The following is a 16869-nucleotide window of genomic DNA, read 5'->3' as shown; positions in this document are numbered from 1 at the left end:
GTTCAAATTAACACTTCGATGGAAAATTGATTAGTAAATTCTTTCGATTTAAAATGGTCTAAATAAGAATCGTTCTAATTTAATCAGATGAACAATAAAAAAATATTTGAATCAATTTTACCGTTATTTTGGTTAAAATTTAGTCGGTTAAATCATTGATATGACTAATTATCAGAATGTTTATTATATGCTAACGTAATATTCTAATATTATATAAATATATATTTTCTCCTTTCATATACCATATATTGTGGTATTATCATTTTTGTAACACAATATGTAGTTAAAGGGACGATGTAATGAGTAAAGATATTAATATTTTATACATTAGCTTAAGTGGCAATACAAAATATTTTATTGGGAAGTTAACTAAGTATTTTGCCGAGCATGAGATTACGGTCAATGCAATTAATGTGAAAGAAAATCCAGAACCGACGAAACTAACAGCACCATTTGTGACCTTTTTACCGGCGTTTTTAGAAGGCGGTAATGGTGTTAATAATGGCGATCGCGAGATTTTGACTGGCCGCTTAGGTCAATACTTAGATTATCAGGATAATTTTGCGCACTGCTACGGCATTGTCGGTAGTGGCAATCGTAATTTCAATAAGCAATTTGCGTTAACGGCGCACCAATATGCTGAACGCTACGATTTCCCGTTTATTGCTGATTTTGAGTTGCGTGGTAGTGAAAGTGACCCAGAGCGAATTGCACGCGAAATCATCTATGCTCGGGCACAATTTGAAAATCAACCAGTGGGGGAATAAACAATGATGGATCTTAGCGCACCACAAACAGAAAAGACTTATTTTTATTTAAACAATCTAGTAAACATTCCAGTGGATGGTGAAATTCCACTGTATTATGATCAAGAGGCGTTGAAGGCTTATTTCAAAGAAGAAGTTATTCCACGAACAATGAGTTTTGACTCATTGCCTGACAAATTAACATATTTGGTTGAGAACAACTATTTGGATGCGGAGGTGCTGAATCAGTATTCTGAAGAATTCGTTCAAGAATTATTCGACAAGTTAAATGCCAATCAATTTCACTTTAAAAGCTTTTTAGGGGCGTACAAATTTTATAGTCAATACGCGATGAAAACTAACGATGGCCAACAATTTTTAGAAAGCTTTGTTGATCGAGTGGCAATGAATGCATTGTATTTAGCTCAGGGGGATGAAAAGTTAGCGCAAGAAGTCGCTGACGAATTAATTTCACAACGTTACCAGCCAGCGACTCCCACTTTTTTGAACGCTGGGAAAAAACGTCGTGGAGAAATGGTTTCTTGTTTCTTAATTGATATCGCTGACTCGATGTTGTCAATTGGTCGGGGCGTTAATTCAGCCCTGCAGCTGTCACGAATTGGTGGTGGCGTGGGTGTGAACTTATCTAATCTGCGAGCAGCTGGTGATCCAATTAAACAAATTGAAAATGCCTCGTCAGGGGTGGTACCAGTGATGAAATTGTTAGAGGATTCGTTTAGTTATAGTAATCAATTAGGGCAACGAAATGGTGCGGGCGTGGTTTATTTAAACGTCTTTCATCCTGATATCTTACAATTCTTGGATACAAAAAAAGAAAATGCCGATGAAAAGATTCGGGTTAAAACATTGTCATTAGGACTTGTGGTGCCGGATAAATATTATGAATTATTGAAAACTAATCAACCAATGTACTTGTTTAGTCCTTATGATGTGGAACGCGAATACCAGCAACCATTTTCATATCTTGATATCACGGCTAAATATGATGAATTAGTCGCTAATCCACGCATCAAAAAGACTGAGATTAATGCACGGAAGTTAGAATTAAAAATTTCGCAATTACAACAAGAATCGGGTTATCCATATATTCTAAATATTGATACCGCTAATCAAACTAATCCAGTTGCTGGCCGGATTATCATGAGTAATTTATGTAGTGAAATCTTGCAACCACAAGAACCTTCAGCTTTGAATGATGATTTAGGTTATCAAAATATTGGTACCGATATTTCATGTAACTTAGGATCAACCAACATCATGAATATGATTGAATCTCCAGATTTTGGCCATTCCGTTGAAGTAGCAGTTCGGGCATTAACCATGGTGACCGACACTACCAGTATTGATGAGGTACCAACTGTGAAAAAAGGCAATGATCGTTATCATACAATCGGGTTAGGAGCGATGGGATTACATACCGCCTTAGCTCGCCATCAAATTGAGTATGGGTCAGCCGAAGCCTTAGAATTTACCGAAGCTTACTTTATTGCGCTGAATTATTATTCTTTAAAAACCAGTAACGCAATTGCCAAAGAACGCCAAGAAAGCTTCGCACAGTTTACCGAATCAACGTACGCTGATGGCAGTTATTTTGACCAATATGTTCAAGCTGAATTTGCGATTAATAGCCCCAAGGTGGCCGAAATTTTTGCGTCAATTGAATTACCCTCGGTGGCGGATTGGCAAGTCCTGCGTCAAGCCGTGATGAACGATGGTTTGTATCATCGTAATCGATTAGCCATTGCTCCAAACGGTTCAATTTCATATGTTAATGAAACGAGCGCTTCCTTACATCCAATTACGCAATTAGTGGAACAACGCCAAGAAAATAAAGTTGGTTCGATTTTTTATCCAGCACCTTATTTGTCAAACGACACTATGCCTTATTACCATACGGCGTATGACATTGATCAACGCAAAATTATCGATACGTATGCGGTGGCACAAAAGCATATTGATCAGGGGATGAGTTTGACGTTATTCATGCGGTCGGTCTTGAAACCAGATTTATATGAATGGAAAGACAATGCCAATTTGAAGATGACCACGCGTGATTTAAATCGACTTAGAAATTATGCCTGGACTAAGGGCATCAAGTCATTGTATTACATTCGGACTTTTACAGAAGATGACGAAATTAAGACAGCCAACGAATGTGAAGCCTGCATGATTTAAGGAGAAAAAGATGGATTATTTATATTACAAAGCAATCAACTGGGATCAAATCGAAGATAATTTTGATAAATATACGTGGGAACAATTAACTAGTAATTTTTGGCTAGATATTCGAGTACCAATCGCTAATGACATTACGGCCTGGCAAGCTTTACCAGCAAACGAACAAAAAGCAATTGCCAACATGCTAGCTAGTAGTTCATTGATTAATGTATTTCAATCTGAAGTGGGCACACCGAGTCTCAGACATGATACCCGAACTCAACAAGAAGAATCAGTTTTGAATACTATTACATTTATGAAATCAGTTCATGCTAAAAGTTGTACAACTATTTTCCGTGAACTCTTAACTGGTGACCAATCTAGTGCTGCTTTTAAGTGGGCTGACAATCAAGATGATTTGGCGTTGGCAATTAGTCAATTAACTGATGTTTGCCAAACGGGGACTGATTTGCAGAAAAAAGCGATGTTTATTTTGGCCGAAACAGCCTTAGTCTTTGGCAAGTACAATGATGTCTTACAAAATTCACAGTTAATCAACGTTAACCAAATGATTGAAAATATTATGCGCGGTAACGCCATCTTTACGGCGTATTTGAGCTATAAATTTCAGCTGGGATTCAGTGATTTAACTGACAATGATCAAACCGAATTAATTGATTGGATCAATCAGCGAGTTCAAGAATTTGTCGCCGCTGAGGTGGAATTGCTTGAAGCCAATGCAATTGATGCAGCTGCTGCCAAAAATGCGTGTTATTTTGGTGCCAATCATGCCTTAAGCTCACTCGGACTATCAACAATCTTTGAAGTGCATCCTTCGTTAGTGATTGATGAAATTAATGAACGAATGATTAATCAACAACAGTTCTTACAGCAAGTTAATGCAGCCAATCCAGAAGCTGACACTGAGGTCATGGCAGACGATGATTATGATTTTTAAGGAGAGACAAAATTAATGAAGTATACAACGATTAATTGGGATGTAAACGAAGACGAATTTGATGAATATGTTTGGGATAAAGCGACAGCGCAATACTGGCTGGATACCCGTGTGCCGGTTTCAAATGATTTACGTGACTGGCGGACATTGACTCAAACTGAAAAAGACGTTATCAACAAGGTTGTCGGCGGGTTAGCGTTGCTGGATACGTTACAGTCTGAAGAAGGCGTTGATGTGATGCGCCCAGATGTCCGAACGCGAAAAGAAGCAGCCGTCATTAACGATTTTTTGATGATGGAAGCTATCCATGCGAAGAGCTATGGCACAATTTTGACTTCATTGAATAATCAAGAGACGGTAGACGCGACCTTTGATTGGATGAATAACAATCCACGCATGCAGTACAAAGCGAAACGCATAAATGAAGTTTACCAAACTGGGGATGGTCTCCAAAAGAAAGTTGCCAGTGTCTTTTTGGAAGGAATTCTCTACTATACTAATTTTTTCACACCATTGTGGTATCGAGGTAATAACAAATTAGCCAACTTATCTGAGATTATCAAATTAGTGATTCGTGATGAATCGGTTCACGGCACCTATTTAGGCTATAAATTTTCGCTAGGCTTTAGAGAACTTCCTGAAGCAGAACAAGTGAGTTTTAAAAAGTGGATGGATCAATTGTTAGACGACTTACTAGAAAATGAGTTTGCCTTTACTGATGAAGTCTATTCACCAATCGGTTTAGCGGAAGACGTAAAACAGTTTGTTCGCTACAATGCTAATAAGTCGTTACAAAATATGGGCTTCGAATCAATTTTTCCTAACGCAGAAATTGAAGATATTAATCCGATCGTTATGAACGGTATTTCAACTGAAACTGCTAATCATGACTTCTTCTCCCAAGTTGGTGCTGGTTACTTAATGGGTAATGCAGAGTCTATGGGGAATGAGGATTATGAGTATTAGAGCAAAAGAGTGCTGACAGGCTTCGGGAATCAACGAGTACTAACAAAAAATACTAAATGGCTCGGGTTGTGAGTCAGATAGTATTTTAAGTTAGACGGAATTGATTGAAGCATGGAGCACGTTTCAAAAAATAGAGTGTATGAGACTTTTAAAACTTAGTTTGCTAAAACGTGCTTTCCAAAGCAACTTCGTCACCTAACTTAAATAACGCGAACCAATTCAAAATACGAATTGATTCACGTTATTTTTCGTTATTGCTCCGAAGCTGGACGCTTTGGTCAGCACTCTAGTCTTTCCAGTACTTCGCCTTCACCAACAACGCCTTCGAACGTTCATCTGCTGGTTCATAGCCGGTATAAAATTTGTGACGGAAATACATAAGATTGTAGTAGAGTGAGAAAATAATTGATGGAATGGCATTTAAAATTAAAGCTAAGTTTGATGCCGTATCGGTGCTAACGACTTCAACTCCAAGCATAGATAGTAATAATCCATAGGCCAGGTCAATGACTAACATCAAAGCAAAATTATACCAATCACCACGAAAAATTGAAGGTAAAGGACCAAAGAAAAAGGTCGTCCAAGAAACCCCAACTTTAGCGATGCGAACTTGACGATTCTCTTTGTTCACAATTCGAGCGTAATTTGGTGGGATAGGTAGCCCTGCAAATGGATCATTATTGTCTTGGTCTGGGTCGTTTTGATTGTTAAATGGATCTTGCATTATACGATGTTCCTCCTGTTAACTATTGATATATCATAACATAACGCTGATTTATTGAACATTGATATTAACATTCGAAAAGTTATAAACATTTCATCAAAATATGGTCACAAAGTTAATATATGGTATTATCTATACAATGAATGAAACAGGGGAGGAGACACAATGTATTATTTTCTTGATGACAATATGCAAGATCATAAATCTGGCATTGAACACGCGGAGATAAAGCGATTGAATCTCTTCAATACTTACAACGTACCAGCCAAAATTATGACAATTCAGTACAATAATGAGCTGCATAAAGTGACGCGAGCCGCTGGAATTGACGATTCACAATTAGTGAGTCTGTATGACTATTTTCAAGAGGCATTTAATATTGAAGATAAGCCCAAGATGATACAAGATATCCAAATTGATTCATCTTGGCGGCGGGCAGCTGATGGCGCTAGTTACAATTATTATGATGGTGATCAACGGATGATGTATATTCGTCGCCGTAGCGAAAACGATAAGCGGGTGATGAATCTCCAATATTTCGACCATTTTGGTAAATTATTGAACGTCAAATGGTTTGATGTGCGCGGCTTTATCTCGGTAGAACAGGTTTATGGATGGGATGGAAAAATTTCCGTTGAAAACTATCTTAAGCCGGATGGCACGATTGCAATTCAAAAATCCCGCATGCACGACCGACAAGGTAAAGATATTGAACACTTTATCTTAAATTATCACCAACAGAAGTATTCGTTTGCTAATTTTACCGAATTGGCCAGCTTCTTTTATGATCAAGTGGTGGTTGATGACCAATTAAACGAAGGCACTGAGCCTAAGTTCATTGTGGATCGTTCGTACGAATTAGCTTGGCCCGTGTTCCATATGAAAAATCGGGTGTACCGTGCGATGCAATTGCACAATAATCATGTCAATGATTCTAAGGACATGCTGCATGCCGAATATAACTACAACTATGCATACGGATTAAATCATTTAACAAACTGGGACGGCTTAATCGGCCTCACACATCAGCAGAAAATCGATTTGGATGCACGATTTGGGGATGAAGGAGTTAAAATTTATCAAATCCCAGGTCCCATTGTGCCAGAAGCTACTTTAAATGCTAAACGAGTTGAGTTTGCCAAACGAACACCGCTAAAAGTGGTTATGGTGGCGCGAATCTCTTCTGAAAAACAACAAGATCAATTAGCCCACGCTTGGAAACAAGTCATTGCCGTAGTCCCAGAGGCTTCACTAGATTTTTGGGGTTATGAAAATGAAGATTTCGGTAAAAAAGTCAAAGCCATTATTAAAGAAGAACAATTAGAAAAATCAATTACGTTTAAAGGTTATACTTCGGACGTTGCCAGCGTGTATGACGATGCACAATTGCTGATTTTGCCTAGTCGTGCCGAAGGACTACCATTGTCATTAGTTGAAGCACAATCGCACGGTTTACCCATCATTTCTAATGATATTAAATATGGTCCGGCCGATGTTGTGATTGATGGTCAAGATGGTATTTTAACGACCAATGGAGATATCGACGGGCTAGCCAAAGCCATTATTTCATTACTGACTGATCAAAAGAAATTAGCGAAGTTCAGTGAAAATGCGTATGAAGATAGCAAACGTTATTCAGAAGCTGCGGTGATGGATAAGTGGAATGTGCTGATTAAAGATGCGGAACAATTTGGAAAGGAGGCTCACTAATGTTTTTCTTTGTGAATGAATATATTCTGGGCCAAAATTCAAGTGTTGAGCACGCCGAATTTAAACGAATTAAATTATTTGATCAACACAATGAACCTGCAAAAATTGTGACTCGTAACCACGACAACCAACTTCACCGAACAGTTAAAAAGTTTAACTTAACTGATGAACAAATTATTAATATGTTTGATTTCTTTGGCGATACAGTCGATTATCAAGGTCGGGAATTAAAAGCGCGTGATTTAGATATTCCGATTGATTATCAGGTGAGCACGGGAAACAACTCGCGGACGATTAAAGATGGTGGGCGCTTGATTGGCGAAATGCATTTTGCCAGTGGAACAGTGGGCCAAATTGCCCGCATCGATTATGTCGATGGTGCCGGTAATTTAACTAATCGTGAACAGTATGATATTCGAGGCTTTAAGTCAGTCGATGAATTTTTTGATAACGAAGGTCACTTATTTTATCAAATTTACTATCGTCCGGATGGTACTCGTTATATGGAACGCCATTATATTAAATCTACCGCTAATACACCAATTAACTCATTGAATCGCCTAATTGATTATCGTGGGAAGGACCGTTTCTTTAATACAATTGATGATTTATTCGCCTTTTTCTTAAATGAATTAAACATGGCCAATGATGAAAATAATGTGTTTATTGCTGATCGACCAGCGATGGCCAATCAACCAGTTATGCAGATTACTTCCAAAGCTAAAAAATATCTGTGGATTCCGATGGATCATGTTCGGGATGGTCAAGATGAAGTGATCGGAGCATATGATGGTTCCTATGCCGTGCCATTTACCCCAGAAGGATTGAAAAAGCTTACGGGTGTGATTGTCATGACCAATGCACAACGAGAAAATTTGCAAACTCGGTTACCGAAGTTTAAAAATAAGATTTACACAATTAGCGGTGCAATTGCCGAGGAGCACCAGCCGGTGAAATTAACTGCACGCCAGCATGGTAGTTTGTTGTATGTCGGCCGATTGGGTAACGATAAGCAAATTGATCAATTACTTCAAGCCTACAAGTTGATCCATGAAGCGGTACCGGAGACGAATATTGATGTGTATGGCTATGGTAGCAAACCGGATATGGAAAAATTTGAACAGCAGGTGATTGATTTAAAAATTGACGATGATTCGGTTAATTTTAAAGGATATCAACCTAATGTCGAGAATGTTTATGATTCAGCTCAATTAATGCTTGATTTGGGTAAACGTGATGGCCAACCACTGGCGATGATGGAAGGGCTAAGTCACGGCGTCCCTGTCGTCAGCTATGCGTATAATTATGGGCCTGCAGAAATGATTGATGATGGTCAAAACGGCCGCTTAATCGAAGCCAATAATATTTCTGCAATCGCCCAAGCTGCCATTGGAATTTTACAAGATGATACTCAGTGGCAAAAAATGAGTGATGCTGCATATGCTAACAGCACTGCCTTTTCTCCTGAGAATGTTTGGAAACAGTGGGAACAAATTAGAGCGTGAAAAAAAGAGCGTGAAACCTGTCGGGTAGAACATGAGAGTGCGATTCGCCACGTTAGGCTTCGAGCATTAACAAAATATGGATAAGGCAGCTGGTTTAGGCTGCTGAATCTATATGAGTTAAGTGAGAAGTCTGTGGCGAAGTAGCACGTTTCAAAAATTCGCCACGTTTAAAAAACCACACAAAAACGATTTTCAATGTTGAATTGAAAATCGTTTTTAGTTTGCTCAAATTTATAACTAACGATCCATAAAAGTACTGTTGGCGAGGTAACCCTTGCCGGCCGTTAAATCGTATTGAACGAGTTTATAATCGTGGAGTAGAACTTTTTGCTTCTTAGATAATTTAGAGACAGCCTGTTCATGTTGACTGACCATAATAGAACTACCATTGGCCGTGTTGTTGCCAGCGCCATCAAATGGATTCAAAGCTAACGCTGGTAATTTTTCATAGACACGAGTCATGAGAGCATAATATGGTGAAACTTTAACCCCCATTTGCTTTAATAACATCGCCGCAAAGTTATTGGGTGAGACTACGCAATGCTTAGCTAACTTAACATTATGAGCAGGACTGTACTTATTGCCGTAGATTAAATAATCCGTGGAATGAAGTTGAATTCCGTATTGTTGCATGCTATCGCCGTTATAAATTCCGGGCAAATGATCACCGTACCAGACAACCGTTACTGGCTTATGCACCTTATTGAGTTTTTCGTTAAACCCTTTTAAGGCAGTATCGGTATAATGCAATCCTTGAATATAATTTTCTATATTCTTTTTATGTTCAGCATCGGCAAACGCCGTTCCTGAAACGGGGTAATCCGTGCTTTGATAGTAATTATCAAATGGCATGTGATTTTGCATGGTGACCAAATTAATGAATTGACCACCGGTATGCCCGGTAATTTGTTGGAGAGCTTGAGAATAAGCTGATTCATCCGAAATATAGGGACTATTTTGAATTTTGGCCGTGTAACTTAGCTTATCACCACCCTGGAGGTGATAGAACTTGTTAAAACCAAGCTTTTGGTAAACTTGTTTGCGGTTATATAAGTTAGCGGTAAATGGATGGATAGCCACGCGATAACTAAATAAATCGGAAGCAGCAAAAGTCTGTTTTTGATAAGGCACTAATTGGGAATAAGGTGTTGGCAAGGTTGGTGAAAAATTAGTCATCGACAAACTGGTCAGAGCCTGATATTCCATATTAGCCGTTCCGCCACCGTAACCAGAACTAATCATTTTACCCGAGGTGGTGGTTTTCTCGAGTGAATGAATGTAAGGAATTGGATCTCCTTGGACTTGTAAATTAGGTACGTCAGTTGGATCCGCAAAGCTTTCACTCAGTACGAAGACAACAGTTTGATGATCCATGTTTTGATAATGACGGTGCTGATTGATTTGCTTAGCTTGCGCATGATATTTCTTTTGTAAATTGCGCATCGTCTTCTCAGAATAACCGGCTGGTTTATCCATAACGGTGACATCAATGTTATTGGCAAATTGTAATAAGGTTCCATTGAGCTTAGCTGCCCGTAATTGCGAATAAAAATATGGTTTGTCCTTGGCATAACTTAAACTCTTGGCAGCGATTGAACCAGGATGATTTGAAACTCGGAAAGATGATAATAAAATGACCGACAACAAAATCATGACGATTCGCTTGGGTAATTGCCACCGTTTGGTTGAATCAAAATGCTGAAGTAATCCAGCTGCTAAGCAAGCTAGCAATATCACGATAATTACGCCAACAATTGCTAGCGGTGAAACTAATTTTAATAAATCGTTGATTGATCCTAATGATGATACCATTGAAGCGTCAACCGGTAAGACTGGTTCACTACGGCTAGAAATTTTAATCAAATTAATTACAAGCCAGACGGCATAGCTAGTTAAGGTCGCAACAGACGCAAACCAATAACGATTGAAGATGGCCATGAGGATGGCAAAGAAGGCGTAAATCATGACAACGTTAATAAAGATTACCATTTCTCGATTTAAAATCATCCACTGCAACATATCTAGTTTCCAATTCCACAGGTGCCAAATTGAAATTACGGTAATTAACCACGCCGTCCCAATGAACGACCACGTCCGCCAAGCTTGGATAGTGAAGCGTTTTAAAACAGGTAATGGATCAATCTGCTGCAGATTCAGTTTATTGGCCAGTGATAAGGTTAAATGAATAACTAGCCGAATGACAAGGGTTAGCACAATCGCTAAAACAACAAGTAAACCTAGCGTTGCGAATAATGGCCAATGGTGGGCTTTATTGATTAGCAGAGTCAAGTTAGTCGCCAATACTTGTGGGTACATTAACCATAGGTAGCTTGTACCTAATAAGATTGTGTCTTGAGGTTTTAATTGAGTAGCAGTCAACCAAAAACGCTGCACAATAATCAGGATGCCCACACAAGCCACAATCATTAGTGGTTGATTTAAACTGATTCCATCTAAATAATGTAAAGTCGTAGTCATCCCATGATGGGGATCATAGTTAACCACATTGGTGTTCAACCATGATACAAAGATAGCTAGGATGGTGGCCAACACCGTGGCTGGGATTAATAAGCGTGAACGGAGCTGTTTAATAAGTGGGTCGGTTTGGATCCAAATCCCAATGATAAATAATGCAATATATGCAACAATTGTCTGACCACCTGTAATGCCAAGCCATTTAGTCCCTAAAACCAAACTAGACACCAGATAAATTCCGGCTAACCCACCAACAACTTTTCGCAGTGAAGGTAGCGAAATAGCTTGTAATCGAAATTTGATGATGGGCCCCACTGCTAGTAACACTAAGTAGCACAGTAAGCTAGGCCCAATGCGAGTAATCAGATATAAACTACCAGTGATTACTGTGGGTGACGGGGTCACTAGCTTAACGCCCATCATGAGGAGCCAAAATACACTGAGGATGATGATTTGTACTTTGTTGCTGGATTTGACTGTGCTAGCTTTCATCCCAATGATTAATGGAATCGCGAGGCTGGCCATAACAGCCACATTTTTTAAGCACCAAATTAACCAGAAGTTGACGCTCGTCAAATAATGTTGTTGAGCAAATGTCCCAAATACAACTATTAGAGCACCGAAGATGATTAAATAATTAATGACTCCGGCCAATTTAATTTGGGGATGGAGATTGCGTTTCAAAGTATCACTCTTTTCAAATTTTTAATAGATTACGAATCTTGCATGAGTAACATTATAGCTATTCCTCCAAGGATTGTAAGATACAAAACAGTACATTTGTCTCTTTTTAAGATAAGCTAAATTTAATGTTGAAAATATTGTTCTTTTAATGAAAAGTAATTGATAAATTACTTGGCTTTCTTATTTTTGGCTTTTGAGTATAACAAAGCTGTAATGGCTGGCAAAATTGTTAGCGCCGAAATTAATGAGTAGAGCGTGTCTAGGACAGTAATTAGTCCAAATGAGCTAATTACGGGGAAGTTGACGAAGATTAGCGCTGCGAACCCACCAACAACGGTTAGACCAGAGGCAGTGATTGCTTGGCCAACGTTACTAACGGCTGAAACCATCGAATCTTGGACCGGTTTCCCGAGTCGCTGTTCTTCGTGGAATCGTTCCAAAATCAGAATGGTAAATCCTATTCAAATTCTTAAGACTAAGGAACTTAAGGCAATTGTCAGGGGATTGTAAGATTCACCGAGCAAATGCAAGGTCAATGGAGATAGACCAAGCCCAATCGCAATTGGGAACAGTGGCAAAATTGCCAATCTAATCTTATGGTAGAGCAATAACAAGACAACGGCGATGATGGCTAATCCGAGGACAATAATCAGGCCATGGTTGGCAGTCATATTAGAAACTCCGGTAATCATCATATTTTGTGTCCCCGCAGATGAAATATTTAAGTGCGTATCATCATGCTTGAGATCCTTGTTGATATTCTTCATTATACATTTACAATCCGCAACGCAATGGATGGTGGCAATCCAATCCATGCAGAACTGGACTTTCGAGCGATTGTTGGAATAATGGAAGGTTGGATGAGTAATTTAAGTACTATTTCTGCCAAAGAAGTGAAAGAATTCATTAACCATTTGGTTGTGATTACAGAAAATGGCAATTTTGATTGTTAAAAACACGAGGTAACAAAACAGCATCTTCCTATTAAGGGGGATGCTGTTTTGGTATAACGTCTTTTGAAATGTGCTTCACCTGTCAACTTCGTCATTTAAAACTGACCGTGGTTGTTCTCAAACTAATTAAATCGGCTTCTCAAAGCAACTTCGTCACTTAACTAAAAATAATGCTCCGAAGCTAAGCAGCAGGTTCAGCACTCTATCCTTAGTTTCTCACCAATTTAACAACTACTTCGCACTTAGGAGTTTGAGGCATCATATCAACTGGTTGCATGTATTCAACGTTGTAGCGTTCAGTAAGTGTTACTAAGTCGCGAGCAAGGGTTGATGGGTTACATGAGACGTAGACAAATTTTTCAGGATCAGCGAGTAAAATTTGTTCCATTAATTTTTCATCAAGGCCGGCACGGGGAGGATCCACAACCATCGCGTCGACTTGAAGGCCTTGTTCAAGCCACTTAGGTATGATTTCTTCAGCAGTTCCAACTTCGTATTGGGCGTTGTCGATACCATTTAATGCGGCGTTAAAGTTAGCATCTTTGACAGCATCTTCAATCACTTCCATACCAACAACTTGCTTGACTTTAGTCGCCAGGGATAGCCCAATTGTACCAATTCCGGCGTAGGCATCGACTAAAGTGTCGTGTTTGTTAACACGCAAGGCATGTTTAGTTTCCGCATATAAAACGTCAGTTTGTTGTGGATTTAATTGAAGGAACGCACGAGCTGACAAGCGGAATTGCAAGTCACCGATTTTTTCAGTGATGGCAGTTGATCCGGCTAAGTGAACAGTTTCGTCACCCCAAATCAATGGACCTTTTCCCTTGTTGATGTTTTGCATTACGGAAGTCACTTCAGGTAATTCTTCAGCCATACGAGCTAATAAGTCACGTTTTTTAGGCAATTTAGGTGAGTTCGTGATGAAAGTTACCTGGACGTTTCCAGTTTCGTTAGCGACCCGAACAGCGATTGTTTTGATGATGCCGGAGTTGGCTTCTTCATCGTAAACTGGGATTTCAAGGTCTTCAATCATTTGAACTAAGGCACGCATGACCTTCATAGTCGCAGGCATTTGAACGGAACATTCTTCTAAATCGACCAGATCATGGCTCCCGGGTTTAAAGAGTCCGGCGGCGACGTGACCATCAATGATACGAATTTGGAATTGAGCCTTGTTACGGTATTCGTAAGGATTTTCCATGCCCAGAGTGGCACGAATTTGGTATTTGTTATAACCACGTGGCTTAAATTTTTCAAGTGATTGCATGACGAGGTCACGTTTGAATTTTAATTGTTGTGGGTAAGATAGGTGCTCAAGTTCAAAACCACCAACTTCTTCAGCGTAACTGTCCCGAGTAGGAACTCGGTGTTGGCTTTCGCGACGCATGGTGTGAATCTTGGCACGAATATAGCGGTCAGTCACTTCAGTAGCTTCTGCGGTGACTAATTCTTCGGGTAAAGCGTTGGGGATAAAGACAATCTTGTGTTTATAATAGCCAATCCCTTCGCCATTAATTCCGATTTGTTTGATAGTTAATGGAAATCTTGTTCCAACTTCCATGTTAACTGCATTACTTTTGGTGCGATCATTATATGTTTTCATTTTTTCTTCCTATTCGTTCTACAAAGGCGTTTTTACATTTAGCTCTTTTTGAGCCAACAGTGAGTATAACACAGAAGAAGGAAGGTGTGTAACCAGACGGGTAGATTACGAGCAATAATCAAAAAATTGACATTATCCGGGTTGTGGATAATGACAATTTGAGATTAGGTGAGTAATTTGTTTGGAGGAGCCTGATTAATGGATTGAAGTTAAGTGAGAGAACTGACTTATTGAACCTGATTAGAAGGAAAGTGTGTAACCAGACGGGGGTTTAAATTAGAAATTTACTGGCTTTTCGCATACAATTACGTCGGAGGGGAAAGCGTATGGATAGTAATGCATTTATTGAAGTTTCAGCGTTCTTAGTTAAAGCTGATGAGCTCGCAAGTCAGAGAAATTATGAACAATACTTAGATTTATTTACTCCGAACGGTACCATTATTTTGCCAGATAAATCAACGATTTCACTTGATCAAATGAATACTTTTTTACATCAAACCTGGGGAAACGAGCCCGCGGAATCAATTCATCTTACCTTAAATTCGGTTATTACATCGATAACACAAAATGAAGCTTATGCCACAACTAAGATGCTAATTATTGATCCAAGTCACAATAAAATTGTTAACATAGTGGCGGTAAATCACGAATTAATTTTAGTTGGTAAACGCTGGTATTATCATTCCCGAACAATTCAGACACTTTAGACTGGAGGATTTGCTATGAAAATTATCTATCACGGACATTCATGTGTGGAACTACAATTGCAAAATGGATTACATTTAATTTTTGATCCATTCATCACCAATAACCCACAAACGGATATTACAGTGGATTACCCCGTCGATTTTATCTTTGTTTCTCATGGACATTCCCACCACAACGGGGACATGATTACCTTGTCTAAGAAAAACAAAGCTCCTATTATTGCGGTACCGGAATTAACTTATTATGCCGAAAAGGAAAGTGCCATCACTTATCCAATCAATCTGGGTGGAAGTGCTAACCTTCCATTCGGGTTTGTTAAAATGATGCACGCTCAACATTCTTCGAGTATCAACGTCGATGGAAAGCTTAAGTATGCGGGGGATGCGGCAGGATTTTTAATTAAAGCGGATAATAAAACTATCTTTTTTGCTGGAGATACCTCTAATTTTGGTGATATGGCCATTTTTGGTAAGGCATTTGATATTGATGTGGCCTTTCTACCAATTGGTGGTCGCTTCACAATGGGACCGGCCGAGGCAGCGATTTGTGCCACACGTCTCAACTCCAAATATGTTGTACCTATTCATTACAATACTTTTCCAGAGATTCAGCAAAATCCAGACGACTTGGTGACAAAATTACCACAAGGAGTCGTAAAAATTTTAACCCCAGGTCAGAATGGAACATTTGATATTTAAGTGGAGATATAGGAGGACTATACCCAAACCATTTAAAAACAAAATATCAAGTTGTTTTATCAAAATGATATAAATAATACAAAAGGACATTGAAGTGAACCCACAAGTTTGGAGATGTCCTATTTTGTCATAGATAAAAGGCTAACTATACTAGTGTTAAGTTATCTAGGCTTGCTAGGAAAAGACTTTATTTTAATGGTTTCAAGTATACCGTTAGTCATTCCTAGATTGCTAATAAATGAATATTAATGACAATCAAATCATAAAAACAACTGCTATATCAACGTTTGTAAACGTAAATGATAACGAGCTTTTGGTAACTATGGATATTCTTTATGAACAAATTAACAATTAAAAATATTTGCTTACGAATGCTGACACTGCACGGCTTGCAACTCCCAGTTGCGCAAATGTAAAGTGCATTATGGTTGATAAGTGCGGGCCAGAGAATCGAGCCTTTGCTATAATCAATCTATAAATTAATGGGGGTAGTTAAGATGGCAAAAGAGGGAACACAGTTTTCAAATAAATTGGTTGAATTACGTAAGGCCAAAAAGATTTCTCAGGATGAATTAGCAGAAAAATTATTTTTATCGCGACAATCAATTTCTAAATGGGAAAATGGTGACTCAGTTCCCGATATGAATAATTTGGTCATGTTGGCTCAGGTGTTGAACGTCGGATTAGATGAATTAGTTCTTGGGGTTCAACCTAAAGTTAGCAATAATAATGGGGTAAAAAAATTTTTTGAACAAGATGCAGCTGATAAAGATTGGCATGAAAATCATCGCTGGCGTGAATGGAATTATAAACCAATCAATAATGGCTGGGAATGGTTAGCAAGGTATTGGTGGGCGATATTTGGCCTTGTTGGTATGATCTGTTGGTATGCATTTGGACAATGAGTTATTGAGTTACTTTTTCATATAAATATCAAATGAGCTGCCCGATTATTATA

15 protein-coding genes are annotated in these 16869 nt (G+C 38.8%); 10 read left to right on the top strand and 5 right to left on the bottom strand.

Annotated elements, in window-relative coordinates; translation table 11 throughout:
* Positions 1 to 299: 299 nt before the first annotated feature.
* Genes F0161_RS10410 through nrdF form a run of 4 tightly spaced genes read left to right on the top strand, consistent with a single transcriptional unit; the run spans position 300 to position 4848 of the window.
* The gene (locus F0161_RS10410) at positions 300 to 767 is read left to right on the top strand and encodes a class Ib ribonucleoside-diphosphate reductase assembly flavoprotein NrdI (RefSeq protein ID WP_150204530.1); all 468 of its coding nucleotides are present in this window, start codon (positions 300 to 302) and stop codon (positions 765 to 767) included.
* Between the two features lie 6 nt (positions 768 to 773).
* On the top strand, positions 774 to 2942 hold the full coding sequence (nrdE, locus tag F0161_RS10405; RefSeq protein WP_137602160.1) for a class 1b ribonucleoside-diphosphate reductase subunit alpha: 2169 nt from the start codon (positions 774 to 776) through the stop codon (positions 2940 to 2942).
* 10 nt (positions 2943 to 2952) lie between these two features.
* The gene (locus F0161_RS10400; RefSeq protein WP_150204529.1) at positions 2953 to 3882 is read left to right on the top strand and encodes a ribonucleotide-diphosphate reductase subunit beta; all 930 of its coding nucleotides are present in this window, start codon (positions 2953 to 2955) and stop codon (positions 3880 to 3882) included.
* A 15-nt stretch (positions 3883 to 3897) separates the two neighbouring features.
* Positions 3898 to 4848: a class 1b ribonucleoside-diphosphate reductase subunit beta gene (gene nrdF / locus F0161_RS10395; protein WP_137602156.1), complete on the top strand. Its 951-nt coding sequence runs from the start codon at positions 3898 to 3900 to the stop codon at positions 4846 to 4848.
* Between the two features lie 286 nt (positions 4849 to 5134).
* Here nrdF and F0161_RS10390 read toward each other — a convergent pair whose 3' ends face one another.
* Positions 5135 to 5572, bottom strand: a complete 438-nt coding sequence (locus F0161_RS10390) for a DUF2628 domain-containing protein (protein WP_150204528.1) — start codon at positions 5570 to 5572, stop codon at positions 5135 to 5137.
* Positions 5573 to 5737: 165 nt separating this feature from the next.
* On the opposite strand from F0161_RS10390, the gene F0161_RS10385 reads away from it, so the two are divergent.
* Both F0161_RS10385 and asp1 read left to right on the top strand, forming a co-directional pair.
* A complete protein-coding gene (locus F0161_RS10385) occupies positions 5738 to 7282 on the top strand; it encodes a glycosyltransferase (RefSeq protein ID WP_150204527.1) in 1545 nt (514 codons plus the stop codon).
* Positions 7282 to 8787: an accessory Sec system glycosyltransferase Asp1 gene (asp1, locus tag F0161_RS10380; RefSeq protein WP_150204526.1), complete on the top strand. Its 1506-nt coding sequence runs from the start codon at positions 7282 to 7284 to the stop codon at positions 8785 to 8787. The genes F0161_RS10385 and asp1 overlap by 1 nt, the downstream gene beginning before the upstream one ends.
* Positions 8788 to 9024: 237 nt before the next feature.
* On the opposite strand, the gene F0161_RS10375 is transcribed toward asp1, so the two are convergent.
* The 3 genes from F0161_RS10375 to F0161_RS11860 form a co-directional block, all read right to left on the bottom strand.
* On the bottom strand, positions 9025 to 11946 hold the full coding sequence (locus tag F0161_RS10375; protein ID WP_150204525.1) for an LTA synthase family protein: 2922 nt from the start codon (positions 11944 to 11946) through the stop codon (positions 9025 to 9027).
* Positions 11947 to 12113: 167 nt separating this feature from the next.
* On the bottom strand, positions 12114 to 12389 hold the full coding sequence (locus F0161_RS11865) for an MMPL family transporter (RefSeq protein ID WP_404825415.1): 276 nt from the start codon (positions 12387 to 12389) through the stop codon (positions 12114 to 12116).
* A gap of 18 nt (positions 12390 to 12407) precedes the next feature.
* Entirely contained in the window at positions 12408 to 12713 is a 306-nt protein-coding gene (locus F0161_RS11860; protein WP_404825389.1) for an MMPL family transporter, read from the bottom strand.
* On the opposite strand from F0161_RS11860, the gene F0161_RS11455 reads away from it, so the two are divergent.
* Entirely contained in the window at positions 12684 to 12899 is a 216-nt protein-coding gene (locus tag F0161_RS11455; protein WP_190318942.1) for a hypothetical protein, read from the top strand. The genes F0161_RS11860 and F0161_RS11455 overlap by 30 nt on opposite strands.
* A gap of 208 nt (positions 12900 to 13107) precedes the next feature.
* Here the strand turns inward: F0161_RS11455 and rlmD are convergent, their stop codons facing one another.
* Positions 13108 to 14505 carry a 23S rRNA (uracil(1939)-C(5))-methyltransferase RlmD gene (rlmD, locus tag F0161_RS10365; RefSeq protein ID WP_150204524.1) on the bottom strand — a complete coding sequence of 466 codons (1398 nt, stop codon included), beginning with the start codon at positions 14503 to 14505 and terminating at the stop codon, positions 13108 to 13110.
* 326 nt (positions 14506 to 14831) lie between these two features.
* Between rlmD and F0161_RS10360 the strand changes: the two genes are divergently transcribed.
* The 3 genes from F0161_RS10360 to F0161_RS10350 all read left to right on the top strand — a co-directional run bounded on the left by F0161_RS10360 (position 14832) and on the right by F0161_RS10350 (position 16816).
* Positions 14832 to 15212 carry a nuclear transport factor 2 family protein gene (locus F0161_RS10360; protein WP_137602449.1) on the top strand — a complete coding sequence of 127 codons (381 nt, stop codon included), beginning with the start codon at positions 14832 to 14834 and terminating at the stop codon, positions 15210 to 15212.
* A gap of 15 nt (positions 15213 to 15227) precedes the next feature.
* On the top strand, positions 15228 to 15911 hold the full coding sequence (locus F0161_RS10355) for a metal-dependent hydrolase (RefSeq protein ID WP_150204523.1): 684 nt from the start codon (positions 15228 to 15230) through the stop codon (positions 15909 to 15911).
* A gap of 497 nt (positions 15912 to 16408) precedes the next feature.
* On the top strand, positions 16409 to 16816 hold the full coding sequence (locus tag F0161_RS10350; RefSeq protein ID WP_150204522.1) for a helix-turn-helix domain-containing protein: 408 nt from the start codon (positions 16409 to 16411) through the stop codon (positions 16814 to 16816).
* Positions 16817 to 16869: the final 53 nt, after the last annotated feature.

This window comes from Paucilactobacillus nenjiangensis (assembly GCF_008632615.1).
GTDB lineage: Bacteria > Bacillota > Bacilli > Lactobacillales > Lactobacillaceae > Paucilactobacillus > Paucilactobacillus nenjiangensis.
This window is presented reverse-complemented; position numbering and strand designations above follow the sequence as displayed.